The sequence below is a fragment of the Gluconobacter sp. P1D12_c genome, from assembly GCF_018812105.1.
In the GTDB taxonomy this organism is placed as follows: Bacteria; Pseudomonadota; Alphaproteobacteria; order Acetobacterales; family Acetobacteraceae; genus Gluconobacter; species Gluconobacter oxydans_A.
In genome coordinates, this window is sequence record NZ_JACSIQ010000006.1 from 244,730 (window position 1) to 267,333 (window position 22,604).

The 22,604-nt window shown below is 55.1% G+C and carries 25 protein-coding genes and 1 tRNA gene; 13 read left to right on the plus strand and 13 right to left on the minus strand.

Annotated elements, in window-relative coordinates; genetic code table 11:
• Positions 1–50: 50 nt before the first annotated feature.
• Positions 51–938 (plus strand): N-acetylmuramic acid 6-phosphate etherase, encoded by an 888-nt coding sequence (locus KP705_RS09120; RefSeq protein WP_215764337.1) that lies wholly within the window; start codon positions 51–53, stop codon positions 936–938.
• 13 nt (positions 939–951) lie between these two features.
• Positions 952–2,052: an anhydro-N-acetylmuramic acid kinase gene (locus KP705_RS09125; protein WP_252348312.1), complete on the plus strand. Its 1,101-nt coding sequence runs from the start codon at positions 952–954 to the stop codon at positions 2,050–2,052.
• 24 nt (positions 2,053–2,076) lie between these two features.
• On the opposite strand, the gene KP705_RS09130 is transcribed toward KP705_RS09125, so the two are convergent.
• Entirely contained in the window at positions 2,077–2,499 is a 423-nt protein-coding gene (locus KP705_RS09130; RefSeq protein ID WP_215764338.1) for a host attachment protein, read from the minus strand.
• A 466-nt stretch (positions 2,500–2,965) separates the two neighbouring features.
• On the opposite strand from KP705_RS09130, the gene hemH reads away from it, so the two are divergent.
• Complete coding sequence (gene hemH / locus KP705_RS09135) at positions 2,966–3,997, plus strand: ferrochelatase (protein WP_215764339.1); 1,032 nt, start codon at positions 2,966–2,968, stop codon at positions 3,995–3,997.
• A gap of 58 nt (positions 3,998–4,055) precedes the next feature.
• On the opposite strand, the gene KP705_RS09140 is transcribed toward hemH, so the two are convergent.
• Positions 4,056–4,427: a hypothetical protein gene (locus KP705_RS09140; protein WP_215764340.1), complete on the minus strand. Its 372-nt coding sequence runs from the start codon at positions 4,425–4,427 to the stop codon at positions 4,056–4,058.
• 271 nt (positions 4,428–4,698) lie between these two features.
• Here KP705_RS09140 and KP705_RS09145 point away from each other — a divergent pair, with 271 nt between their 5' ends.
• The 4 genes from KP705_RS09145 (at position 4,699) to KP705_RS09160 (ending at position 7,963) form a co-directional block, all read left to right on the plus strand.
• Entirely contained in the window at positions 4,699–4,977 is a 279-nt protein-coding gene (locus KP705_RS09145) for a hypothetical protein (protein WP_308267311.1), read from the plus strand.
• Between the two features lie 86 nt (positions 4,978–5,063).
• Positions 5,064–6,401: a glycoside hydrolase family 68 protein gene (locus KP705_RS09150; RefSeq protein ID WP_252348313.1), complete on the plus strand. Its 1,338-nt coding sequence runs from the start codon at positions 5,064–5,066 to the stop codon at positions 6,399–6,401.
• A gap of 201 nt (positions 6,402–6,602) precedes the next feature.
• Positions 6,603–7,355 (plus strand): hypothetical protein, encoded by a 753-nt coding sequence (locus KP705_RS09155; RefSeq protein WP_046900563.1) that lies wholly within the window; start codon positions 6,603–6,605, stop codon positions 7,353–7,355.
• Complete coding sequence (locus tag KP705_RS09160) at positions 7,352–7,963, plus strand: hypothetical protein (RefSeq protein ID WP_046900564.1); 612 nt, start codon at positions 7,352–7,354, stop codon at positions 7,961–7,963. Before KP705_RS09155 ends, KP705_RS09160 begins: the two co-directional genes overlap by 4 nt.
• An 89-nt stretch (positions 7,964–8,052) precedes the next feature.
• On the opposite strand, the gene KP705_RS09165 is transcribed toward KP705_RS09160, so the two are convergent.
• From KP705_RS09165 to metK, 8 genes are all read right to left on the minus strand, one after another.
• Entirely contained in the window at positions 8,053–8,424 is a 372-nt protein-coding gene (locus KP705_RS09165; RefSeq protein ID WP_215764342.1) for an NUDIX domain-containing protein, read from the minus strand.
• A 115-nt stretch (positions 8,425–8,539) separates the two neighbouring features.
• Positions 8,540–8,616, minus strand: a tRNA-Pro gene (locus tag KP705_RS09170).
• 59 nt (positions 8,617–8,675) lie between these two features.
• Positions 8,676–9,407 carry a signal peptidase I gene (gene lepB, locus KP705_RS09175; protein WP_252348314.1) on the minus strand — a complete coding sequence of 244 codons (732 nt, stop codon included), beginning with the start codon at positions 9,405–9,407 and terminating at the stop codon, positions 8,676–8,678.
• A gap of 89 nt (positions 9,408–9,496) precedes the next feature.
• Positions 9,497–10,402: an electron transfer flavoprotein subunit alpha/FixB family protein gene (locus KP705_RS09180; protein WP_215764343.1), complete on the minus strand. Its 906-nt coding sequence runs from the start codon at positions 10,400–10,402 to the stop codon at positions 9,497–9,499.
• Positions 10,402–11,151, minus strand: coding sequence for an electron transfer flavoprotein subunit beta/FixA family protein (locus KP705_RS09185; RefSeq protein ID WP_046900566.1), 750 nt, complete (start codon positions 11,149–11,151; stop codon positions 10,402–10,404). Before KP705_RS09185 ends, KP705_RS09180 begins: the two co-directional genes overlap by 1 nt.
• Before the next feature lie 106 nt (positions 11,152–11,257).
• Complete coding sequence (locus KP705_RS09190; protein ID WP_046900567.1) at positions 11,258–12,898, minus strand: electron transfer flavoprotein-ubiquinone oxidoreductase; 1,641 nt, start codon at positions 12,896–12,898, stop codon at positions 11,258–11,260.
• A gap of 41 nt (positions 12,899–12,939) precedes the next feature.
• Entirely contained in the window at positions 12,940–13,635 is a 696-nt protein-coding gene (locus KP705_RS09195; protein WP_215764359.1) for a tRNA (guanosine(46)-N(7))-methyltransferase TrmB, read from the minus strand.
• 4 nt (positions 13,636–13,639) lie between these two features.
• Entirely contained in the window at positions 13,640–14,824 is a 1,185-nt protein-coding gene (gene metK / locus KP705_RS09200) for a methionine adenosyltransferase (protein WP_064275660.1), read from the minus strand.
• 287 nt (positions 14,825–15,111) lie between these two features.
• Between metK and KP705_RS09205 the strand changes: the two genes are divergently transcribed.
• Positions 15,112–15,909, plus strand: coding sequence for an SDR family NAD(P)-dependent oxidoreductase (locus tag KP705_RS09205; protein WP_064275659.1), 798 nt, complete (start codon positions 15,112–15,114; stop codon positions 15,907–15,909).
• A 24-nt stretch (positions 15,910–15,933) separates the two neighbouring features.
• Here the strand turns inward: KP705_RS09205 and dapB are convergent, their stop codons facing one another.
• Together dapB and KP705_RS09215 are read right to left on the minus strand one after the other, a co-directional pair.
• On the minus strand, positions 15,934–16,680 hold the full coding sequence (gene dapB / locus KP705_RS09210; RefSeq protein ID WP_215764344.1) for a 4-hydroxy-tetrahydrodipicolinate reductase: 747 nt from the start codon (positions 16,678–16,680) through the stop codon (positions 15,934–15,936).
• Positions 16,681–16,725: 45 nt separating this feature from the next.
• The gene (locus KP705_RS09215; RefSeq protein WP_046900572.1) at positions 16,726–17,106 is read right to left on the minus strand and encodes a helix-turn-helix domain-containing protein; all 381 of its coding nucleotides are present in this window, start codon (positions 17,104–17,106) and stop codon (positions 16,726–16,728) included.
• 93 nt (positions 17,107–17,199) lie between these two features.
• On the opposite strand from KP705_RS09215, the gene KP705_RS09220 reads away from it, so the two are divergent.
• Positions 17,200–17,805, plus strand: coding sequence for an FMN-dependent NADH-azoreductase (locus KP705_RS09220; RefSeq protein ID WP_046900573.1), 606 nt, complete (start codon positions 17,200–17,202; stop codon positions 17,803–17,805).
• Between the two features lie 3 nt (positions 17,806–17,808).
• Here the strand turns inward: KP705_RS09220 and KP705_RS09225 are convergent, their stop codons facing one another.
• Complete coding sequence (locus KP705_RS09225; RefSeq protein ID WP_215764345.1) at positions 17,809–18,987, minus strand: FAD-binding oxidoreductase; 1,179 nt, start codon at positions 18,985–18,987, stop codon at positions 17,809–17,811.
• Between the two features lie 79 nt (positions 18,988–19,066).
• On the opposite strand from KP705_RS09225, the gene KP705_RS09230 reads away from it, so the two are divergent.
• The 4 genes from KP705_RS09230 to lldD all read left to right on the plus strand — a co-directional run bounded on the left by KP705_RS09230 (position 19,067) and on the right by lldD (position 22,557).
• Positions 19,067–19,537 carry an Rrf2 family transcriptional regulator gene (locus KP705_RS09230; RefSeq protein ID WP_215764346.1) on the plus strand — a complete coding sequence of 157 codons (471 nt, stop codon included), beginning with the start codon at positions 19,067–19,069 and terminating at the stop codon, positions 19,535–19,537.
• 135 nt (positions 19,538–19,672) lie between these two features.
• Positions 19,673–20,569 (plus strand): fructose bisphosphate aldolase, encoded by an 897-nt coding sequence (locus KP705_RS09235; protein WP_215764347.1) that lies wholly within the window; start codon positions 19,673–19,675, stop codon positions 20,567–20,569.
• 124 nt (positions 20,570–20,693) lie between these two features.
• Positions 20,694–21,257, plus strand: coding sequence for a histidine phosphatase family protein (locus tag KP705_RS09240; protein ID WP_064275653.1), 564 nt, complete (start codon positions 20,694–20,696; stop codon positions 21,255–21,257).
• A gap of 148 nt (positions 21,258–21,405) precedes the next feature.
• Entirely contained in the window at positions 21,406–22,557 is a 1,152-nt protein-coding gene (gene lldD, locus KP705_RS09245) for an FMN-dependent L-lactate dehydrogenase LldD (RefSeq protein WP_215764348.1), read from the plus strand.
• Positions 22,558–22,604: the final 47 nt, after the last annotated feature.

The window sequence follows — 22,604 nt, forward strand, 5'->3', positions numbered from 1 at the left end:
AAGGGAAACTTTCAGACGCGTTTTTTATGTCGAGATGAAAAGGGTCATTCGTGACTGTTCCCCGCACAGAAACGGTTCTTGAAGCCAATCAGACTATTGAACTTCTGCCTTTGAATTCGCTTCTGGGACGGCTGTTGGACTCTCAGAAAGAGGCCTTAGAGCGGGTCGAAGAAGCACTCCCGTCCATTGAAGCCGCAGTTGAGGCGAGTGTGCCCCGTCTTCAGGCTGGCGGTAGGTTGATTTATGCTGGGGCTGGAACGTCTGGTCGTATTGGGGTTCAGGACGGGGTGGAACTGACACCAACATTTGGACTGCCTCCTGAGCGGCTGGTTTTGCTACTGGCTGGTGGCGCTGGTGCGGGGACGCAGGCTGTCGAAGGTGCAGAAGACAGGGAAGATCAGGCGCGCGTTGATCTTGGAGCATATGGGCCCACAGTGAATGACGTGGTGATTGGTGTCGCAGCGAGTGGCAATACGCCTTACACCTGTGCTGTTGTTGAAGCTGGGCGTGAGGTCGGGGCTTTGACAATTGGGGTGAGTGGGAACGCGCATTCACGTCTTTTACGCAGTGCTGAAATCGGGATCAGTATTCCGACGGGCGCTGAAGTTTTGGCTGGCTCCACGCGGATGGCAGCAGGGACGGCCCAGAAGGTTGCGCTTAACCTGTTTTCTACCGCTTTGATGACGCGCCTTGGGCATGTCTATCGCGGGCGTATGGTCGATATGCGGATTAGCAATGACAAGTTGCAGTTGCGTGCCGAGCGCATGGTGTTCGAATTGGCTGGGGGGACGGACGAGGAAGTTCGTGATGCGTTGCGGTTGGTTGGCGGTAGTGTAAAGCGGGCAGTTCTTGTGAGGAAGGGTGTGTCTGTCGAAAAGATTGAGACGCTTCTTCAGGCGCATAACGGCAATCTGCATACGGTCCTGGCCTCTCTCTGAAGGTAAAAACCTGATGTCTTTCGAGAATATGCAGTGGGCCATTGGTCTCATGAGTGGCACGTCTCTTGATGGGGTGGATGCGGCTCTAGTGCAGACGGACGGGGAACGGATTGCTCAGTATGGGCCAGCCGTGACGGTTCCCTACGACCCTACTTTGCGGGCTCGGCTGCGCCATTTGCTGGATCATGCTGCACATCTGGCAGAAGATGATCCGGATATTTTGGCTGCCGAACGGGACGTGACGCTACGTCATGTGGATGCTGTTTGGGAGCTTATGACGCTGGCTCCAGATATTCGCCCTGATATCATTGGCTTTCATGGGCAAACAGTCCTGCATCAACCCGAAAAAGGGCGAAGCTGGCAGATTGGTGATGGGGCGCTTCTTCAGGCGGAGTGTGGCGTCCCGGTTGTCTATGATTTCCGTGCACGGGATCTGGAATGTGGTGGTGAGGGTGCGCCATTGGTGCCAGTCCTGCATGCTGCGCTTTTGGAAAGTGAGACGCAGTCTGTTGCTGTTCTGAATATTGGTGGAGTGGCAAATGTCACCTTGCTCGGGCCGAATACAGAGGGGCAGCGTCAGGTCTGGGCGTGCGATACCGGGCCGGGAAATGCTCTTCTGGACGACTGGGCGGAACGACATACTGGCGTTGCGTGTGACGTCGATGGTGCGTTAGCGAGAAAAGGAAAGGTAGACCGAGCTGTTTTAGAAAGCTTGCTGGCAATGCCGTATTTTCAGCGTGAAATGCCAAAGTCGTTGGACCGTTTGAGCTTTCACGCTTCTGCCATGCAGGCCGTTGAAACGCTTTCTGCTGAAGACGGCGCGGCGACACTGCTGGAGTTTACGGTTGAAGCGATTGCTCGAACACCCATGCCGGTCAAACCCGCAAAGTGGTTTGTCGCTGGAGGGGGACGCCACAATCCAGTTTTGATGGAGCGTTTGCGCTCACGTTTGGGATGTCTGGGGTCCGTCGATGATCTTGGGTGGGACGGAGACGCACTTGAGGCCCAGTGCTTTGCGCTTCTGGCCGTTCGTTATGTACGTGGTCTTCCTTCGTCGTGGCCACAGACGACTGGGACGGAAAAGCCTTGTGTGGCAGGCCGCCCAGCACGCTGAGCGGTCTGCCTGTCTGCTCGGATTTTAGACTGATGCAAGTTCTGGCCAGCCCGTTTCCGGACGATCCAGATGCTTCAGCAGTTCATGATCCGGAGTGTTCGTAAGATCCTTTGTCAGGCTTTTGAAAAGCTTCTTGAACGTCGGCTTGTCCAGGCTTTCACGGATGTCGTGAAGAGACTGTGCCGGGGCTATAAGAAGGATTCCCTCAACATTGCTGTCCTGTGCAGCCTTGTTGATGTGAGCCGCCAGATCTTTCGCAAAGTGCGTCTTGAGCTGCTCCTTCGGGCTTGTATGAGCAGCCTTGAGCGAACCTACATCCTTGGCTGCGTCTGAGCCCTTATGGATATCGAAGTTTTCAATGGTTCTGAGCTGTGAGCCCTCCAGACGAAGGAAACGAGCCTTTTCACCATCAGCGACGACGTAGATGACGGGGTCTTGGGTTGCCATTGTATCAGATCCTTTCCCGATCAATCAGATTGGTCAGGATCTAAACGTGGGCGGAGCGCTGGGGTTGCCCTTCCAGAAGGGCTCACCTCGATTCTTCAAGGCTTAGGATCATGATAAAAAAGGATATTTTTCAGTGAAGGTTATTTTTTTGACGTTTGGATGAATTTTTCTCTTGAATACCGACGGCGATGTGATCACTCTCAGTATTGAGCCCACGGAAAACTTTCCCAGAGGGTTCAAGGAGGCAAATATGGCTCTGATGAATACTTTCATGCCGTATATCGGATCGATCGGTGCTGTAATGGCGGTGATCTTTTACAATGCTTCCCGCCGGGTTGAACAGCCAAGTCTTTCCTATGCACGTGTAAAGCGCCGACGATAGCGTCCCGAAAGGGACGCGCATCCCTCGGTTAATGTGTTTTTTCTCTTTCGCCATTTGTAGCCCTGTTTCACACTGAAGGGTACTATGGCCTTCTTTTTCAAAAAACCCCAACATGCCTCTCCGCCTCATGGACGGACAGGCATCCTACTTCTCAATCTCGGTACACCTGATGACACCAGCTATTTGGCGGTTCGTCGGTACCTGAGTGAGTTTCTCTCCGATCGGCGCGTTATCGAAAGTTCGCCGCTGATCTGGCAGCCCATCCTGCAGGGCATCATCCTTACCAAACGACCTTTCGCCAGCGGCGCAAACTATGCACGAATCTGGGATCGGGAAGAGAATGCTTCTCCGTTGCGGGTCTATACCCAGCGTCAGGCTGAGAAGCTTCGCCTTCGGTTAAAAGCAGACGGTGTCCCTGTTGAGTGGGGCATGCGCTATGGCCGTCCATCTGTTGCGCAGGCTGTTGAAAGCCTGATGGACCAGGGATGCGACCGTATCGTCAGTATTCCGCTTTATCCGCAATACTCTTCCGCCACGACCGCCACAGCTAACGATCAGCTTTTCCGGGCATTGATGAAGCTGAGAAAGCAACCAGCTGTTCTGACAGTTCCGTCTTTTCCAGATCATCCGGCATTTGTGCGGGCCTTGGAAACATCTGTGTTGAAGACGCTGGAAAGCCTTTCCTTCAAGCCACAGCGAATTGTGGCATCGTTTCATGGATTGCCAAAAGTCTGCATCGAAAAGGGAGACTCGTATCAGGACGAATGTGTTCGTACGATCGCTGCCTTGCGTCAGGTGTTAGGGCTTTCTGAAGAGCAGATGCCGTTGACGTTCCAGTCGCGCTTTGGGCCGCTTGAATGGATTCAGCCTTATACGGCCCCTTATGTAAGTGCTCTCCCGAAGCAGGGCATCACGAAAATTGCAGTTATCATGCCAGGCTTTATGGCGGACTGTATTGAAACGCTGGATGAAATTGGGAATGAGCTTCGAGAAGAGTTCATGGAAGCGGGCGGCGAAGAGTTTGCGCTTGTGCCCTGTCTGAACGATTCAGACGAGTCGATTGACCTTCTAGAGGCATTGTCTCGTACAGCCCTAAGAGGGTTTGGAGTGGCTTAAGACTGTTTCGATACTTATGAAAAAGGCCCGGCTGGTAACAGCCGGGCCTTTTTTGTTTTTAGTGCTGCGGCGCCTGAGGAGCTGGCGCATTTGTGCTTGGCTCGGGGTGTTCTGCGTCGTACCACTGAGCCTTCTGGTTCACGGACGTCGCATCGTGGTGGCTCTGCCACCAGCCGCCGGTATTCGGGGCTGCCGGATGCTCCTTGTCCCAAAGAGCAGCCTTCTCGCGCAGATCCTTGCGATACAGATGGCGGCGATACATGCCAGCGGCGCATCCACCAACGGCGCCAATAACACCATGGTGGTTGGCCAGATGTCCGCCTACGGCACCGGCTGCACCGTACTTGATGCAGCCGCCCGGTTCGGCGAGGGCCGGGGTAGCGGTAAGAAGGGCGGCCAGAGCCAGAGCAGAACGCATTGAGCGTGTCATGGAAGTTTCGTCTCTCTTATCGGTCTCTTGGGAGAAAGAGACTTTCTGAATGTCGAAACTAGGTATGTGGGGGAAAGGTTTCAACTCTCTGGCGAGTAGAGATGGTTTTTAGGGTTGTGTTGCGGCCAGGTTTTTCATATAACTGTGGCATTGAGCCATAAATCGTTAAGCAGATGGCTTAATCATCAATATCAGAAAATGATTTTCATAAGAGGCTGACCCCACGAGGGGGCAGCCTCTTTTTTTTATGAGCCTATTAGGATTTCAGGCTGTGGATATTTCGGGTTTTGATCTTTCGGGTCTGCTTGCTGACATTCCGGCCCGCTATGAACTTTGGGTGGCTCTGCTGATTATTGGCTGCAAGCTGATAACGGTTTTCTTGCCGCCTCCACAAAATACATCACGGTTCGGCGGAATTTACCGCGTCATTACCCTTCTGGGGCTGAACTTTGGGTGGGCTGCCAATCGTCTGGAGCGGCAGGTTGGTAAAGTTACGTCAGCTTCTGGGAGTGGAGAAAGCGTGAAGAAGGACGTTTCTCCTAAAGCGTAAATACTCTGGCTCCCAAATTACGGGCATTTTTTTTCTGAGAGCCAGAAATTTTTTCAAATATTTATTCAGTATGGATCAGTAAAATTATGAATGCTATTTCCTCCCAGTCTCTGGTGCAGGCAAATTTTTTGCGTCCTGTTCCAACCAAATATCCTGTCTCTCGCTGGACGATTGCGGATGCGCTGAAGGTTCGTACAGACGATCCGACGGCGACCATGCCGCTGATCGATTACCAGTTTCCCATTATGTCCAATGACGTCATGATCTGGGACAGCGGTGCCCTGCGTGACATGCACATGCGTACCGTCACGTTCAAAGGCTGGTTTGTCCTGTGGTCGCTTGCCGTGGACAAGATCGATAAGACCAACGCCAAGATTTACGACGAATGGCACTCCCGCAATGACCGCGCTTATATCGGCTACTGGTATAGCCGCGATGGTGTGGAGTGGACCTGGGGCGGCCGACTGTTCCAGACCTCTGCCGATCTGCGTCCGTGGGAATGGTCCGGTTCTCTGGTGATGCGTGAGGGCACCGAGAACAAGGTGGACATGTTCTACACGTCCGTCGGTGCGCCTGATGGCAACTCTGTTCCGGCGGTCAGTTCCGGCACTATTCATGCAGATGATAAAGGTGTCTGGTTCGACGGCTTCGCCACAAGCACGGAAATGTTCAAGGCAGATGGTGTTCATTACGCCAATGCGTCTGAAGATCCATATTTTGATTTCCGTGATCCGCAGCCGTTCATCAATCCGGGCGATGGCCAGCTTTATACGCTGTTTGAAGGTAACGTCCCGGGTGCGCGTGGTCAGTTTGTTATCGGCACGGATGAAATGGGTGCTGTTCCGCCAGGATATGCGGTGGATGCTGGCGCACAATATGGTGCAGCAGCGATCGGTCTGGCCCGGTGTGTCTCCGGTTGGCGCAAGGGGGATTATTCCCGGTGGGAACTGATGCCTGCTCTGGTAACGGCTCTTGGCGTGAACGATCAGACCGAACGTCCCCATTTCGTTTTCAAGGACGGTCTGACCTATCTGTTCACGATCAGCCATCATTCCACGTACACGGGCAAGAGCACGGGGCCTGATGGCGTTTATGGCTTTGTGTCCGAGAAGGGTATTTTCGGCCCATACAAGCCCCTGAATAGCTCAGGGCTTGTACTTGGTAATCCGTCTTCGCAGCCGTATTCGACGTATTCGCACTTTGTGGATGCGGAGGGCTATGTTCAGTCCTTTATCGATACCATTCCGGCTGCCGGTCAGAATGCGGAAAATCCGGATACTTACCGGATTGGCGGTACACTGGCACCGACGGTTCGTCTGGTTCTGGATGGTGATCGGACGTTCCTGACAGAAGTCCATGATTACGCGCAGGTTTTTGCCCAGTCTGCCTGGCCGGCCTCTCTGGCGTATGATGTCAGAGCCTGAGTGTCAGAGGCTCAGGTTAAAAAGATCTGAGATTTTTTGATAAGGCGTTGATGAAAGCCACTCCTTTACGGGAGTGGCTTTCATTTTTTTCGGAGCGTTTTGGCATGTGCCTTGGCTTTGCTTCGATCAGAACGAAGAACTCCCTGCAAATACAGCATGCCGCTTTGGTTTCTTCATTCTCTGTTCGTGGAGTGTTGATGAATGATTGAGCGTAGACTGGGCAAGTTGCCTCCGCGCCATGATGTACGAACCTATCGGCTTTCGCCCGTTCTGACGGCGCGGGTTCCAGACGTTCCAGAGCACCAGGACTGGTCCCAGGGGGTGCCCTATCAGATGTGGGGTAATGATCAGTTCGGATGCTGTGCTTTTGCAGCTCATGCGGCTTTGACAGCAACGTGGACAAAAGTGGCCCAGGGGCTGGTATTGCTCTCTAGCGAACAGGTTCTTCAGAACTATGGCGCTGTCACGGGATTTAATCCGGTGACGGGTCAGAATGATAATGGCACGATTTTGCTGGAGCAACTGCAATACTGGAAGAGTAATGGATTTGTTCGGCCGGGGCAGACCCGAGATTATCTGACGGCTTACGGTATTATTGATTCCCATTCAGTGAGCGGTATCAAACGCGGTATTTCCTATCTGGGCGGCGTCTTGGCAGGGGTGCAGGTTCCACGCGGGTTCATGAGTCTTCCCTTAGGTACCGATTGGGATTGGGATGCTGTGCAGGACCACGTTTTTGTCGGAGGACATGCTATCGCGCTGACGGGGTACACACCTGACGGTGTATTTTTTAATACGTGGGGTAGCCGGACCTTCATGCCGTGGAATACGTTCCTGAAGATTTGTGATGAGGCCTATGGGCTCGTTAGCAGACAGAACTGGCTCACTGTGCAAGGTCTTTCGCCAAAATCCGAAGATGTACAGGCCCTTGTTGCGGAAATGAGCGCAGCATGAAGCCGATATATTTTTTACCTTTATGGTTGATGCTTTCAGGATGTGTCTTTGGTTCTGGTGACCAGACTTCGGTGAGTGCAGCGCTGGCCGGTGTTCAGAAGGATCTGGCTAAAGCTGGTGTCGTGAGTGTTTCCGAGGTTCAGGACTGGTCCGCAGAGCAGTCTCATCGCTTTGATGGGAACGTGCGTGCGCTACAATGTTCGCAACATACTCTGGACCCGGTTGTCGCGCTTGTTTCCGGGCCAGTGACAATGCAGCTAAATGGTAGTTTGACGCAGTCTGGTTCATTTTCTGTGTCTGCGCTGACAACTGTGCCTGTCATTGGCATTGCGGCAGATGCCAGCCGTTCAAAGACGCAACAGTTGAGTTTGCCTGTTCAGTTCGTGCCATTGTCTGCTCTTCCTGATGCGGAGATGCAGCGTGAAGTCGATTATGCCGGTGCTCTGCTCGGGCAACCTGGCGATGTTCGGGATAAAGAGGCAGGCAGAATTCTCAATGCGCGGCAGGCCTTGTACACGCATATTCACAGCCTTCAGGCTCCAGAAATTCTAGCGGAGTGTCAGCCGAACCAACCCGTGCATCCCTTTGTCGGGCTGAAACCTTTTTGAAATCAGGGGGGTGTCCTGACAGCGCCGTAGTCAGGAGATCAAGCAGACGTTCCGGAAAAATGATTTCGGTCGTCTGTTCCAGTTCACGTCTAGACCACCAGTGATGGCCCTTGAGAACGTTCTTTTCGTTGGGCGTCCAGCCGGAAGAGGAGAGCGTGGTCTCTGGTGCACGAAGGGCAAAAAAAGCGCTCGTCAGCTAAAACAGTTTCACCATTGGCGAGCGTCAGGACGAATGTTCTCTGACCAATTTCAGAGCTGAGAAAGGGCGCGTTTAATCCTGTTTCTTCGTGCAGTTCGCGTTTTGCCGCCTGAACAAAATTTTCTCCATCCTTCAGGCTTCCGCCAGGCGTGGACCAATAACTTCGCCCAGCCAATGCGCCTGAGGAGTGAAAAAACCTGAAGAGAAGGACGCGATCCTGCTGATCCAGAACCAGTAATCGGGCAGCGGGGCGTTGACGCATAGCAAGTCTCCCGAGAACTGTTCGGGCCATGATTTTAGTATATGAAATTAGGACACGGTTAGAGCATCAAGTAACTACGCTCTGATCAGATTTTTCTGATAATCCGTTTATCGGCTGGTCGGAGTGAGAGGATTCGAACCTCCGGCCCCTGCGTCCCGAACACAGTGCTCTACCAGGCTGAGCTACACTCCGGCCGACGGCGCTTCTCCTACCGGGAATTTGCTTTCGTGGCAAGAGGATGGGGTGAAAAATCAGATGGAAACCAATATTCTTTTGATACTTTTCCAAGAGAACAGAACGGTAATCGCACGACCCTGAAGATTCCAGATTGGAAGAAGGCCTACACCGCCTTCTGCGACTGGAACACGGGAGTCAGCGGAGTTGTCTCTGTTGTCTCCCATAACGAATAATCTTTCTGCTGGGACCGTAAATTCGGGGACGTTATCCAGAGGTCCATGGGGCGTCAGTTTGACAATGTCATGGTGAATTCCGTCTGGAAGCGTTTCTTCGTAACGCTCAGCGGAGTAAGTATGCTCGCGACTGTTCTCTTCTTGATCCGGACCCTTATCTTTCCAAGGCAATATTTTCCCATTCAATAGAATTCGACCATCCATCAGGGCAATTCTGTCTCCAGGAAGACCAATGACGCGTTTGACCCATGTTTCATGAGGATTTGCGGGAGCCCGAAACACAGCGATGTCGCCTCGGTGTGGCAAATGCCCAAAGATGCGTTTTTGCGTTATTTGGGCGAACGCGTAGCCGAAGGGTAGAGAGGCTGTGCTTAGGCCATACGAAGGTGCAGAAACGATAATTTCGTCACCGATCTTCAAGGTCGGTTGCATCGACGCCGATGGAACGATGTAGGCCGCGCCAAGCGCTGTATGAATGAATAGTACACCCAAAACAGGTGGCAGCGCAGGTAGCAGTTTTCGGAAAATCTGAAGATGTTTCATTGCGGTCTCTCCAAGATCGGAGAGTGCCATACGGCAGGCGTTCCGCAATTTAAGCCTTGGACAGGCTATGTCAGGAAAATTGCAGGTGACCTGTCATAATGGTCACCTGCAAAGATGTGTTAGAGAGCTTTTTCGAGTGCCGGAAGCACTTCAAACAGGTCGCCCACGATACCATAATCGGCAACGCGGAAGATTGGGGCTTCAGGGTCTGTGTTGATGGCCACGATCACGCGGCTGTCCTTCATGCCGGCCAAATGCTGGATTGCGCCAGACAGCCCGACAGCGATGTAGAGTTCTGGCGCCACGATCTTGCCGGTCTGCCCGACCTGCATTTCGTTCGGAGCAAAACCAGAGTCCACCGCCGAACGGGACGCACCAATTGCGGCATTCAGCTTGTCGGCAATTGGCTCAAGCAGCTTGAAGTTGGCTGCATCCTTCATGCCTTTACCGCCTGAAATGACCACCCGGGCGGATTCCAGTTCCGGACGGTCGGACGCTGACAACTCAACCTTCACGAAAACTGACTTTTCGCTGGCTGGGGCTTCCAGTGTTTCGACCGCTGCAGAACCGCCATCCTTTGGAGCAGGATCAAAGCTGGAACTGCGAATGGTCAGAACCTTGATGCTGTCGGCAGAACGAACGGTTGCCAGTGCATTGCCTGCGTAGATGGGACGCACGAACGTCTCGGCGTCCTTGATCTCCACAACATCCGGAACAGGCTGCACGTCAAGCAGGCCCGCCAAGCGTGGCAGGATATTCTTTCCGCTTGCTGAGGCAGACGCCACGATGTGGCTATAGTCCTTTGCAATGGACGCAAGCAGGTCGGCGGCAGGCTCCGCCAGATCCGTGGCCAGAGCTGGCACGGACAGAACCCGCTTTACCCCAGGAAGGGCTGCGGCGGCGCTGGCGCCTTCACCAAAAACGATGGCGTCTACATCGCCAAAGTGTGCGGCGGCTGTCAGGGCTGAACGTGACGCCTGACGAACTTCACCATTCTCGACTTCGAGCAGAACAAGAGCGGTCATCAGATCACCTTCGCTTCTGTCTTGAGCTTTTCGACCAGTTCGGCCGCACTGCCCAGCTTGATACCTTCCTTGCGTTCCGTTGGCTCTGCGACAGATACGATGGTCAGGCGGGAGGCAAGGTCAACACCGAGATCTGCGGCTTCAAGCGTTTCAAGTGGCTTCTTGCGAGCCTTCATGATGTTCGGGAGGGACGCATAGCGCGGCTCGTTAAGGCGCAGATCGGCGGTCACCACGGCGGGAAGCGCCAGGGAGACAACTTCCGTACCGCCGTCGATTTCACGAGCGACTTCAATGCGGCCGGCCGCAACGGTTACCGCGCTGGCGAACGTGCCTTGCGGCCAGCCCAGCTTGGCAGCCAAAATTTGGCCTGTTGCGTTCATATCGTCATCGATGGCCTGCTTGCCCATGCAGACAAGACCAGGCTGTTCGCGTTCGACAATGGCTTTCAGCGCATTGGCGACGGCGCGGGGCTCAAGAGTCTCATCTGTTTTGACCAGAATGGCCCGGTCTGCGCCCATCGCCATTGAGGTACGCAGGATATCCTGCGCAGCCTGAACGCCGATGGTCACCACGACCACTTCGGTTGCCACGCCTTTTTCGCGTAGGCGGATGGCTTCTTCCACCGCAATTTCATCGAACGGGTTCAGAGACATTTTCAGTCCCTGCGTTTCGACACCACTACCATCGGCCGCTACACGTACCTTGACGTTGTAATCGACCACCCTTTTGACTGGGACCAGAATTTTCATCGTGATCTTTCGCTGCTGACGCCGCTGGAAAAACGGCCGCCACCGTAGCGGAAATGGATCAGGAAGTCACATTCCGGTCAGGAAGCGGCCCGTCTGTTTAAAGGATTTACATCCCGACAGGGTAGTTCGGGCCGCCGCTGCCTTCTGGCGTGCACCATTCAATGTTCTGCGTCGGGTCCTTGATATCGCAGGTTTTGCAATGGACGCAGTTCTGCGCATTGATGCGCAGTGACCAGTCATTTTCTGCGCTCTTTTCCTGCTCATACACACCTGCCGGGCAGTAACGGCTTTCTGGCGAGTCAAACACGTCATGATTGACCGTGCGCCAGATGGCTTCGTTACGCAGCTTCAGATGGACAGGCTGGTTTTCTTCGTGATTTGTCGCACTTAGGAAAACCGAGCTGACACGATCAAAGGTCAGGACATTGTCTGGCTTCGGATAGTCAATCTGCTCGCACAGCGCTGCTGGACGTAGCGTCTCATTGTCTGCGTGCGGATGATGCAGCGTCCAAGGTGCGCGGCCGCGCAGGATCATGCTGTCGATGCCAGCGTAGAGCGCGCCAGCCTTCATACCCCATTTAGCGAAAGCCGGACGGATATTGCGGACATCGCGCAATTCGGACCAGAGCCAGGAATTGCGGACGCGCTCTGTCAGGCTTGAAGCTTCTGTACGCTCGGTCTGGAGCGCTTCGGCTACAGCCTCGGCGGCCAGCATGCCGGACTTCATGGCGGTATGTGTCCCCTTGATTTTGGGAACATTCAGGAAGCCTGCCGAATCGCCCGCCAGAACGCCGCCGGGGAATGTCAGGCGGGGAATGGACTGAAGCCCACCTTCCGAGAGCGCACGGGCACCGTAGATCAGGCGCTTTCCGCCTTCAAAATGTTCCCGGAATGCCGGGTGCAGCTTCGTGCGCTGCATTTCCTCAAAGGGGGAGAGGTAGGTGTTGCTGTAGTCGAGGCCGGTCACAAAACCGTAGCTGACCAGATTTTCCCCGAAATGATAGAGCCATGCGCCACCGTAGGTGTGGTCGTCCAGTGGCCAGCCAAAGCTGTGCTGGACGAGGCCGGGGCGATGCTTTTCCTTCGGGATTTCCCAGACTTCCTTGATGCCCAGGCCATAAGTCTGTGTATCGACATCCTTGCGCAGGCCAAAACGCTTCATGGCGTGGGCGCTCAGCGAGCCGCGTGCGCCTTCGGTCAGAATCGTCTGTTTGGCACGCAGGATCATGCCGGGCGTGAAGTTGGAGCCATGCGTGCCATCGCGCTCAATGCCCATGTCGCCCGTAATGACGCCAGCAACGCGATTATTTTCGATGAACAGCTCAGCGCCCGCAAAGCCGGGGTAGATCTCAACGCCCAGCGCTTCTGCTTGTTCACCCAGCCAGCGACAGACTTCCCCAAGGGACACCACATAATTTCCGTGGTTCGCCATATGGGGCATGACGCGGTCCAGATAGGGAATCTGAATGGCGCGCTTTTCCGTCAGGAAAAGCATGCGCTCTTCCGTGACTTCCGTATTCAGTGGCGCACCAAGTGAGCGCCAGTCTGGCAGGAGTTCCTCAAGCGAACGCGGTTCGATGACAGCACCAGACACGATGTGCGCACCGATTTCGCTACCCTTTTCGATCAGGCAGACCGAGGCGTCCGGAGCAATCTGTCGCAGGCGGATTGCCGCGGACAGACCGGCGGGGCCACCACCGACCACCACGACATCGAATTCCATTTCTTCGCGTTCGATCTGGGTCATGATGTCAGGAACTCACTGTAGTCAGATAAAGGGACGGCGCCTCAAGGGCGCCGGGTAAATGTCCAGTAGAAAGGCTGTCGACCTTCCCGGAAGGCTTTGGCCTCATATCGGGTTGGGGACCATCCTTCGGGACGTTCCGTTTCCGGAGGCGGTGCATCAAACAGATCCTGTTTGCCCATCACTTCCGTCACCCATTCCTGATAGACCGGATGATCGCTGGCGACGCGCCAGATTGCTCCGGGTTTCAGAACGCGGTGAACCTCCTTGAGGTTTCCCGGGTGGATGAAACGGCGCTTCGCATGGCGTGATTTGGGCCATGGATCCGGAAACATCAGATAAGCCCGATCCAGGCAATTGTCCGGCATATCCTTCAGGAGTTGCCGAGCGTCTTCTGGCCAGATCCGGAAATGAGGCGGAGGCTCGGCTGTCTCGTCCTGTCCTTCTGGGACAAGACGCGACATAAGCGAGCACAAGCCGTTCTCGAAAACTTCAGAAGCAATGTACCCGACATCAGGGTTCATTTCAGACTGGGCAGCGGCATGCTCGCCGCCACCAAATCCGATTTCGAGAAAAACGCGCGATACAGGCGTGGAAAATCCGGCTGTCGGATTTTCAGCAGACGCGAATGTAAAGCGCGGCAGAACGTCTTCGAGAAGGCGCTGCTGCCGGGCCCGGAGCGGATGGCCGCGTTGGCGACCGTAAAGCCGCTCCGGCTGGGGTTTGAGAGACTGTGTCAGGGTCTTACCTGTTCAGTGCGTTACGGAGGGTGTCGACCAGATCTGTCTTTTCCCACGTGAAGTTGTCCAGAGCCTCATTCGGCACACGACCGAAGTGACCATAGGCAGACGTCGGAACATAGATCGGGCGGTTCAGGCGCAGGTGCTTGCGGATGCCGCGCGGGGACAGATCCACAACTTCATTGAGGAGCAGGCCAAGGCGTGCTTCGTCGATGTCCTTGCCTGTGCCATCGAGGTCCACATAGACCGAAAGCGGCTTGGAGACGCCAATCGCATAGCTGAGCTGGATCGTGCAGCGATCTGCAAGGCCAGCAGCCACAACGTTCTTGGCAAGGTAACGCGCAGCATACGCAGCCGAACGGTCAACCTTCGTGGGGTCCTTGCCGGAGAATGCGCCACCACCATGAGGGGCTGCACCGCCGTAGGTGTCCACGATGATCTTGCGGCCGGTCAGGCCCGCATCGCCATCCGGGCCACCGATGACGAAGTTGCCGGTCGGGTTCACGTAGAACTCGTCTTCCGGGCAGCTCCAGCCATTCGGCAGAACGTCATTGACCACGCCACGAAGCGTTTCGCGGATCGTGTTCTGGCTCATGCCTTCAGCGTGCTGCGTGGAAATCACAACAGACGTGACGCCAACCGGCTTGCCATCGACATAACGCAGCGTGACCTGGCTCTTTGCATCCGGAAGAAGGCCAGCGCCGCGGGCGTCGCCGTTCTTGCGGTAGTCGCGGATACGCTCAAGGATCGTCTGGGCGTAAAACAGCGGAGCCGGCATCAGGTTTTCGGTTTCGCGCGTGGCGAAGCCAAACATGATGCCCTGATCGCCAGCGCCTTCGTCCTTGTCGCTGCCGCTGTCCACGCCCTGGGCGATGTCAGCAGACTGTGCGTGAAGGTAAGACGTGATGTCAGCCGTCTTCCAGGAGAAGCCAGCCTGGTCGTAGCCGATGTCCTTGATGGCCTCACGGACGCGGTCGATCAGCGTGTCTTCGACGGCCTCGGGGCCACGGACTTCACCGGCCAGAATGACACGGTTCGTGGTGACCAGCGTTTCACAGGCAACGCGGGCTTCCGGATCGGCTTCAAGATAAGCGTCCAGAACTGTGTCGGAGATACGGTCTGCCACCTTATCGGGATGGCCCTCGGAAACAGATTCAGAGGTGAACAGGAAATCGCCGTGATTGCGCACTCAGGGACCTCGCAGGGAATGAGTGGTGAGAAGGGCTGCAGACGTCATGACGAACGGATGCAGCATTCAGGAGAGGCACGGCTTGGCGGAATTGAACGCAGGGGTCAAGGGGCTTAGGAAAACTTGGACATTTTTTCTGTGAAATCCGAAGGGAAGTCTTTGGAAAATCAGGAAAACCGACAGGAGTATTCACGTTTTCTCATGGTGCGAAATCAGGGGGAGACGACCGCCTTTGATCTCGATATTGTGGGCCGCAGGTGAAAGCACCGTATTTTCATGAGGCACCAATGGCGTACGTCGTAAGTTTCTTTAGCGGTAAAGTCTGTCTTGTTACGGGTGCCGGGGGCAATATTGGCCTCGCGACTGCACTTCGGCTGGCAGAAATGGGCACGGAAATTGCTCTGCTCGACATGAATCCAGACGCACTGGCCAAGGCAGAAGCCGCTGTGAGGGAGAAGGGCGTGAAAGCTGCGTCCTATGTCTGTGATGTCACATCCGAGCAGTCAGTGATCGATGTCGTCGGCCGCGTTGTCGAAGAGTTTGGAAAAATCGATTTCCTCTTCAATAATGCCGGATATCAGGGTGCCTTTGCCCCGGTTCAGGATTATCCGTCCGAAGATTTCCCGCGTGTTCTGAACATCAATGTCACAGGCGCCTTCCATGTGATGAAGGCTGTCTCACGGCACATGATCGAGAACGGTTACGGTAGCATCGTGAATACTGCCAGCATGGCCGGTGTAAAAGGACCGCCGAACATGGCGGCTTACGGGGCATCCAAAGGTGCCATCATCGCCCTGACGGAAACTGCAGCCCAGGATCTGGCGCCCTACAACATCCGCGTTAACGCCATCAGCCCAGGTTATATGGGCCCTGGTTTCATGTGGGATCGACAGGTGGAGCTGCAGGCCAAGGCCAACACGCAGTACTTCTCCACCAATCCTGAAGAAGTTTCCAAGCAGATGATCGGTAGTGTGCCGATGCGTCGTTATGGCGATATCAGCGAAATCCCAGGTGTGGTGGCGTTTCTTCTGGGCGACGACTCCAGCTTTATGACGGGTGTGAACCTCGAAATCTCGGGCGGCTAACCACTGAACACTTCGTCGGAAAGATCAGTCTTTCCGACGAAGAACATCTGCCATGCTGTAAAGGCCGGGAGGCTGATGGGCCAGCCAGCGTGCAGCCATCAGTGCACCGCGGGCGAAAACCCGTCGATCCAGCGCACGATGAGACAGGGTGATCTGTTCATCTGCAGCCATGAAGAGAAGATCATGCTCGCCAATAATCTGCCCACCACGCAGTGAGGCAAACCCGATAGCGTTATCCGGTCGCGGGCCGTTCTGATCCAGGCGAGCAACATCCTCGAACGCTATGTTTCGTCCTTCAGCAACTGCGCGTCCAATGGCCAGCGCGGTGCCGGACGGTGCATCAACTTTCTGCCGGTGATGAATCTCTACGATTTCCGCATCATAACTTGGTAGCCCTGCGCCAAGCTGCTTCGCGAGCTCCAGAAAAAGCGTCAACGCCGGGGAAAAATTAGCAGCCTGTAAAACTGGAATATGTTTTGCAGCCTCGCTCACGGCAGCCTGGGCCGTAGCGTCAAGGCCAGTCGTTCCCAGAACCCACGGGCACTTTGCTCCTGTGAAGGCTTCTGCGTGAGTTGCTGCGGTTGAAGCGTGGCTAACGTCGATAATGACGTCGCAGTGCGTTGCTAATTCTGCCGGGTTATTGGTGATGCTGCGTGCTGCATCTGCGTGACGGGACAGCCCGCCAGCCAGGGAGTCTCCCGCTTCTTCGGCGCACAGAGCGCCCAGACGCCCAGTAATACCAGCGATACCGATGCGGGGAGAAGTCGTCATAATCCGTGCCTGACCGTCAGAAACTATTGGGCGCAACCTAAGGGATTATTGGCGTGCGTCAAAACGGAGGCGAGCATTTTCAATCTGATCCCGGTGTGTGACAGCCCAGCGTCCGAAGGCTTCGGTAATGCTTTGCAGAGAGTGCCCGAGATCCGTCAATTCATAATCCACGCGAGGCGGAGTGGTGGGGGTGACGGTGCGGGCAACCAGCCCATCGCGTTCCAGATTGCGCAATGTCAGCGTGAGCATGCGTTGTGAAATACCTTCGATGGAACGACGGAGTTCACTAAAACGCATGGAGCCGTCTCCGAGCATCCGCACGATCAGGATGCTCCACTTGTCTCCCACGCGCGCCAGAATGGCCCGGACAACGGCGCATGTATCGCTCTCATGAGCTTCTGGAAGGGGAAGGGTACTAACATCCATGTGCCTATGATCCCTGAATGTGCCGTCTTGCGGAGGTGAGGAAAAGGTTTCTTATCATGTGCTGGTTACGATCAGGAACCGAAAGAGATTACAATGAAACTGCTTCATATCGATTCCAGCATTCTTGGCGGGTATTCCGCAACACGCCAGCTGAGTGTGGCGATTGTGGACCGCTACCGTCAGAAGCATCCGGATCTGGACGTTACGTCCCTTGATCTGGCAGCGAACCCCCTTCCTCACTTGGATGGCGAAGCGCTGTCTTTTCTGGGCAAGGATCTTACGGAAGACGCTGCCTCCAACAAGGATCTGGTCGCGGGCGCGAAAGCCCTCTCCGATTTTAAGGAGGCCGACATTCTCGTACTCGGTGTGCCGATGTACAACTTTGGCATTCCGAGCCAGCTCAAGGCATGGATTGATCGCATTGCCATTGCCGGACAGACATTCCGCTACGGTGCGAATGGTGTCGAAGGACTTGCTGGCGGTAAGACCGTAATTCTCGCCGTGGCGCGTGGTGGCATTTATTCGGAAGGCACGCCGCAGGCAGCCTTTGAGCATCAGGTCACTTATCTCAAGGCCGTTCTTGGCTTCCTTGGCGTCACGGACGTGAAGGTCATTGAAGCAGAAGGCTTGGCAGTCAACGGCGGCAATGATCGCCCTCGCATCCTTGCAGAAGCGGAAAGCGTCATCGCCGCTCTCTGACAATTAGTCAGTCACGCCGGTATCCGGTCCGAACGTCTCATAACGCAGACGGTCGGCCGGAATGCCGGCTTTTGAGAGCCCCTGAATCATGTCACGCATGAACCCTGTTGGGCCGCATAGGTAGCAGGTGGCGTTTTCCGGAATGCGATCAGCGATCCATGCTGTATCCGGGCGTCCGTCAACGGATGTCAGGCGTGTATGAAGCGTAATCGGGCTTTTCGCCTCTTTGGCCAGGCTGCTTAGCTTTCCTGAAAACGGTGCGGCCGTTTCAGAATGGGCAATCTGAATAATACTGACCGCTGGCGAGCCTGCCTGCGCTGCCAAAGCCTCGATCATCCCGATCATGGGTGTCATTCCAATGCCCGCACAGATGAAGGCGAGGGGTGTGTCGCTCTTCTGGGGAAGGACAAACTCACCTGCTGGCGGCGACAGTCGAACCTGATGGCCCTTGCATGCCGAACTATTGAGCCATGTGGAAACTATACCGTTCGGAACGTGGCGTACGCTGATGGTGTAGGAATCGTGGTTGGGGCGCGATGTGATGCTGTAGTTACGTCGGGTCTGCCCATGTTCCGGAATATTTAGGTCCACACCCAGATATTGGCCGGGGATAGCCTGAATGACGGTTTTGCCGTCTGTAGGCTTCAGTTCCAGCGTCGTGACATTGTCGCATTCGCGCGTTGCATTGATGATCGTGAAGTCGCGCCATCCGGTCCAGCCGCCTTCGGCATGTGTGCTGGCGTCATAAAGCTGGCCTTCCCGGCCCATCAGAATGTCAGCCAGAGCCCAGTAAGCACGGCCCCATGCATCCAGAATTGCAGGTGTCGCGGCGTCTCCCAGAACATGTTGAATCGCGCCGATCAGGGCAGTGGCCACATGAGGGTAATGCTCTGGCAGAATTTCCAGGCTGACATGCTTCTGGGCAATGCGCTCAACCGCTCCACCCATCACTCCGAGATTATCGATGTTCCGGGCATAGGCCAGGACGGCCATGGCGAGCGCGCGTGGCTGCGTTCCTTTGGATTGATGGGTCGGATCAAACATCTCAGCAATGACCGGATCAGCCAGAAGGCGGCGGTACATCTCACTGGTGATGTCGAGACCATGCGCTTCGAGGGCCGGAATGGTCGCCTTGATGGTGGCAATGACGTCTGGCGTGAGGCTGCGGTCGGAAGAGGACATGATGGGTCTTCTTAAAGGTGTATAATAAATACATCTTTAAGCGCGTGACTTCTGACTGTCAATCTGCCAGAGGACTCGTATGCGCCTGACCCTGCATACCGACTATGCCTTGCGGACCCTGCTCTACATCGGGGCACGCCCAACTGTGCGCGTCTCCATCCGCGAAATTGCCGAGGCATACGGCATCTCGGAAAACCATCTGGTGAAGGTTGTGCATCGTCTGGGGCAGGGGCGTTTCATTACCACCGTACGAGGTCGTGGGGGTGGTCTGACGTTGGGTCGCCCGGCACAGGACATTGGTGTGGGAGAGGTCGTCCGGTTTACGGAAGACGATATGATGCTTGTGGACTGTGAGGGCCGGGCAACAGGAAGCCGCGCGTGTGTTCTGTCTCCCTCCTGCCGCTTGCGTGGCGTGTTGGGAGAGGCCCTTTCCGCATTTCTGGCCGTGCTCGATCGCTACACTCTGGCAGATCTTCTTCAGCCTGCGGATCTGGCCAGACTGTTTCCAGAATTAGCCGACCCCCCGTCCACCAATATTGAAAAAAACTGATTTCCCTGCCGCTCCAGAAGGGTTGAACCGCGTCCTTTGGGTGATCCGTGCAATGTGATTGGAAGAGTCTCCAATCCCGCGCGAAGGTCAGTCGTTACTTCTGGTCATGTGACTGAAGAAAAGGATGTAGTGTTCATGCCTGATGCAAAAATGGCCGAGCAGGTGTCAAAAACTCCCGGATTTATCGCGGCTCTTGATCAAAGCGGCGGATCGACTCCCAAGGCTCTGGCACACTATGGCATCGGGCCGGATGCCTACTCGAACGATGCGGACATGTTCCGTCTGATGCATGAAATGCGCGTTCGCATCATTTCCTCTCCTGCTTTCCAGAGCCACGAGGTCCTTGCTGCAATCCTGTTTGAGAAAACAATGGATGGCACGGTCGAGGGTGCGCCAGTGCCGTCCTATCTCTGGAAAACCTGTGGAATCGTCCCCTTTCTGAAGATCGATAAAGGTCTGGAAGACGAAAAGGACGGTGTTCAGCTCATGAAGCCCATTCCGGACCTGGATGAACTTCTGGAGCGGGCAGCGAAGCTTGGTATTTACGGTACCAAGGAGCGGTCAGTGATCCGTCTGGCCAATCCTGCTGCCATTAAGAGCCTTGTTCAGCAGCAGTTCGATATTGCAGCGCAGGTGGCATCGCACGGACTCGTCCCCATCCTTGAGCCGGAAGTGCTGGTGAAGAGCCCGGAAAAGGCTGAGGCTGAAGCGCTCCTTGAAGACGCTGTTCTGAGTGGACTGGAAGCATTACCGGGAGATTATCCGGTTATGCTGAAGGTGACGTTGCCTGAAAAGCCGGACCTGTATGCCCGCGTGATGAAGCATCCGCGCATGCAGCGTGTTGTCGCGCTTTCAGGCGGTTATCCTCTCGATGAAGCGTGCCAGAAGCTCAAAGCCAATCATGGCATGATCGCCAGCTTCTCGCGGGCTCTCGTGGATGATCTGCGCGTTTCACAGTCCGATCAGGCGTTCAACGAAACCCTGAGTAAGGTCGTGGACAAGATTTACGACGCTTCTGTTCACAAGATCTGAACAGCGGCTTGAGAGGCGGGTGAGCGTACAAATCATTCGCCTCTGATCCAGAAATTTCAGCAATCCAGCTTCGGGCTGGCAAAGGGCTTTCAATTACTGAAAGCCCATAGGGAAGGCATGCGCCATGAGCACCACCCTCTGGCTAATTCGCCACGGCGAAACAGAATGGACCATCAGCGGCCAGCATACGGGGCGTACGGATATTGCCCTGACGGAAAATGGACGTAAGCAGGCGCTGTCTCTTAAGGGCCGGTTAGAACATCAGAACTTTGATCGGGTGTTTACCAGCCCGCTACAGCGGGCGCATGAAACCTGCGTTCTTGCCGGGCTGGGCGAGCAGGCTCAGATCGAGCCTGATCTCATGGAATGGAATTACGGCGTTTATGAAGGGCTCACCACGCCAGAGATTTTGAAAGCCGAGCCCGACTGGTCTTTGTGGACGTCTGACGTGGAAAATGGAGAAACGGCAGCACAGGTTCAGAAAAGGATCAATGGCTTGCTCGATAGGCTGACGGCACAGGGAGGAACGATTGCCCTGTTTGCGCACGGTCATATTCTTCGCAGCTTGATTGGTGTGTGGATTCATAATGATGTGCGGCTTGGAGAAAATCTGGCCTTGGATACAGCATCAGTGTCTGTTCTTGATGTTCACCGAGGTGTACGCGTTTTGCGCAGACTCAATGCCTGATTGGTTAGAATGAGGAGATATTGCCGAATTCCTGTTTGGAGTGTTGTGCAACACAGTGCCAGGGAAAACGATAGTCCCTTGGTTATCATCAAACAGGCTGGCAGTCTCCCGTTCGTTGAATACGAAGCACACTAATGGAAGCTGCCAGATGATTATTTCTTCAGCCACTGATTATCGTGAGGCAGCCCGACGCCGTCTGCCGCCTTTTCTGTTCCAGTACATTGATGGCGGTTCCTACGCAGAGCAGACAATGCGTCGGAACATTACGGACCTTGCAGATATTTCCCTGCGGCAACGCATCTTGAAAAACGTGTCCGGTTTGACGACTGGGACAGAGTTGTTCGGGCGCAAACTGCATATTCCTGCGGTTCTTGCCCCTGTGGGGCTGACAGGCATGTATGCTCGTCGCGGGGAAGTGCAGGCAGCAAGGGCCGCGGCCCGTAAAGGTATTCCCTTCACGTTGTCCACAGTATCGGTGTGCCCCATCGAGGAAGTGCAGGGCAGAAGCCCGGTGCCCATCTGGTTTCAGCTTTATGTTCTCAAAGATAGGGGATTCATGAAGAATGCCTTGGAGCGCGCGAAGGCTGCTGGCATTACGACTTTGGTGTTCACCGTGGATATGCCCACACCGGGCGCGCGTTATCGCGATGCCCATTCGGGAATGTCCGGCTCCCATGCCAACATTCGGCGTTATCTTCAGGCTGTGACCCATCCTATGTGGGCTTGGGATGTGGGTCTTCGTGGCAGACCGCACGATTTGGGCAATATTTCGCGCTATCGCGGAAATCCAACCAAGCTGGAAGATTATATCGGCTGGCTCGCTAATAATTTTGATCCGTCCATTAGCTGGAAAGATCTGGAATGGATCCGCGAGTACTGGGATGGACCTATGATTATCAAGGGTATTCTCGATCCTGAGGATGCCAAAGATGCTGTCCGTTTTGGTGCGGATGGCATTGTTGTTTCCAATCATGGTGGTCGCCAGCTGGACGGTGTCCTCTCCAGCGCTCGCGCACTCCCGCCGATCGTGGATGCCGTGAAGGGCGACCTGAAAATCCTGGCAGATTCAGGCATTCGATCCGGCCTCGACATTGCTCGGATGGTTGCGATGGGGGCCGATGCTGTTCTGCTGGGGCGCGCCTTCGTCTACGCGCTTGCTGCCGGGGGCCAGAAAGGTGTGGAGAATGTGCTTGACGTCATGGAAAAGGAACTGCGCGTTGCAATGACCCTCACGGGTGCGAGCGCTGTTTCGGACCTGACATCAGAAAGCCTGGCGCGTTTGGCTCCGGAATTTGGCTGAATTTTTGCTGGCAGGCGCCGCATAACTTGCGGCGTTGTTGGTACGAT

Excerpts from the sequence above, each read along its gene's own strand:
- KP705_RS09215 (WP_046900572.1), bottom strand. The coding sequence starts at position 17,106 with ATGGATGTTAGTACCCTTCCCCTTCCAGAAGCTCATGAGAGCGATACA.
- KP705_RS09190 (WP_046900567.1), bottom strand. The coding sequence starts at position 12,898 with ATGACCCAGATCGAACGCGAAGAAATGGAATTCGATGTCGTGGTGGTC.
- KP705_RS09140 (WP_215764340.1), bottom strand. The coding sequence starts at position 4,427 with ATGACACGCTCAATGCGTTCTGCTCTGGCTCTGGCCGCCCTTCTTACC.
- KP705_RS09125 (WP_252348312.1), top strand. The coding sequence starts at position 952 with ATGTCTTTCGAGAATATGCAGTGGGCCATTGGTCTCATGAGTGGCACG.
- KP705_RS09240 (WP_064275653.1), top strand. The coding sequence starts at position 20,694 with ATGAGCACCACCCTCTGGCTAATTCGCCACGGCGAAACAGAATGGACC.
- KP705_RS09185 (WP_046900566.1), bottom strand. The coding sequence starts at position 11,151 with ATGAAAATTCTGGTCCCAGTCAAAAGGGTGGTCGATTACAACGTCAAG.
- KP705_RS09165 (WP_215764342.1), bottom strand. The coding sequence starts at position 8,424 with ATGCGTCAACGCCCCGCTGCCCGATTACTGGTTCTGGATCAGCAGGAT.
- KP705_RS09230 (WP_215764346.1), top strand. The coding sequence starts at position 19,067 with ATGCGCCTGACCCTGCATACCGACTATGCCTTGCGGACCCTGCTCTAC.
- hemH (WP_215764339.1), top strand. The coding sequence starts at position 2,966 with ATGGCCTTCTTTTTCAAAAAACCCCAACATGCCTCTCCGCCTCATGGA.
- KP705_RS09205 (WP_064275659.1), top strand. The coding sequence starts at position 15,112 with ATGGCGTACGTCGTAAGTTTCTTTAGCGGTAAAGTCTGTCTTGTTACG.
- lldD (WP_215764348.1), top strand. The coding sequence starts at position 21,406 with ATGATTATTTCTTCAGCCACTGATTATCGTGAGGCAGCCCGACGCCGT.
- KP705_RS09155 (WP_046900563.1), top strand. The coding sequence starts at position 6,603 with ATGATTGAGCGTAGACTGGGCAAGTTGCCTCCGCGCCATGATGTACGA.
- dapB (WP_215764344.1), bottom strand. The coding sequence starts at position 16,680 with ATGACGACTTCTCCCCGCATCGGTATCGCTGGTATTACTGGGCGTCTG.
- KP705_RS09220 (WP_046900573.1), top strand. The coding sequence starts at position 17,200 with ATGAAACTGCTTCATATCGATTCCAGCATTCTTGGCGGGTATTCCGCA.
- KP705_RS09235 (WP_215764347.1), top strand. The coding sequence starts at position 19,673 with ATGCCTGATGCAAAAATGGCCGAGCAGGTGTCAAAAACTCCCGGATTT.
- KP705_RS09150 (WP_252348313.1), top strand. The coding sequence starts at position 5,064 with ATGAATGCTATTTCCTCCCAGTCTCTGGTGCAGGCAAATTTTTTGCGT.
- KP705_RS09180 (WP_215764343.1), bottom strand. The coding sequence starts at position 10,402 with ATGACCGCTCTTGTTCTGCTCGAAGTCGAGAATGGTGAAGTTCGTCAG.
- lepB (WP_252348314.1), bottom strand. The coding sequence starts at position 9,407 with ATGGCACTCTCCGATCTTGGAGAGACCGCAATGAAACATCTTCAGATT.
- KP705_RS09130 (WP_215764338.1), bottom strand. The coding sequence starts at position 2,499 with ATGGCAACCCAAGACCCCGTCATCTACGTCGTCGCTGATGGTGAAAAG.
- KP705_RS09225 (WP_215764345.1), bottom strand. The coding sequence starts at position 18,987 with ATGTCCTCTTCCGACCGCAGCCTCACGCCAGACGTCATTGCCACCATC.
- KP705_RS09160 (WP_046900564.1), top strand. The coding sequence starts at position 7,352 with ATGAAGCCGATATATTTTTTACCTTTATGGTTGATGCTTTCAGGATGT.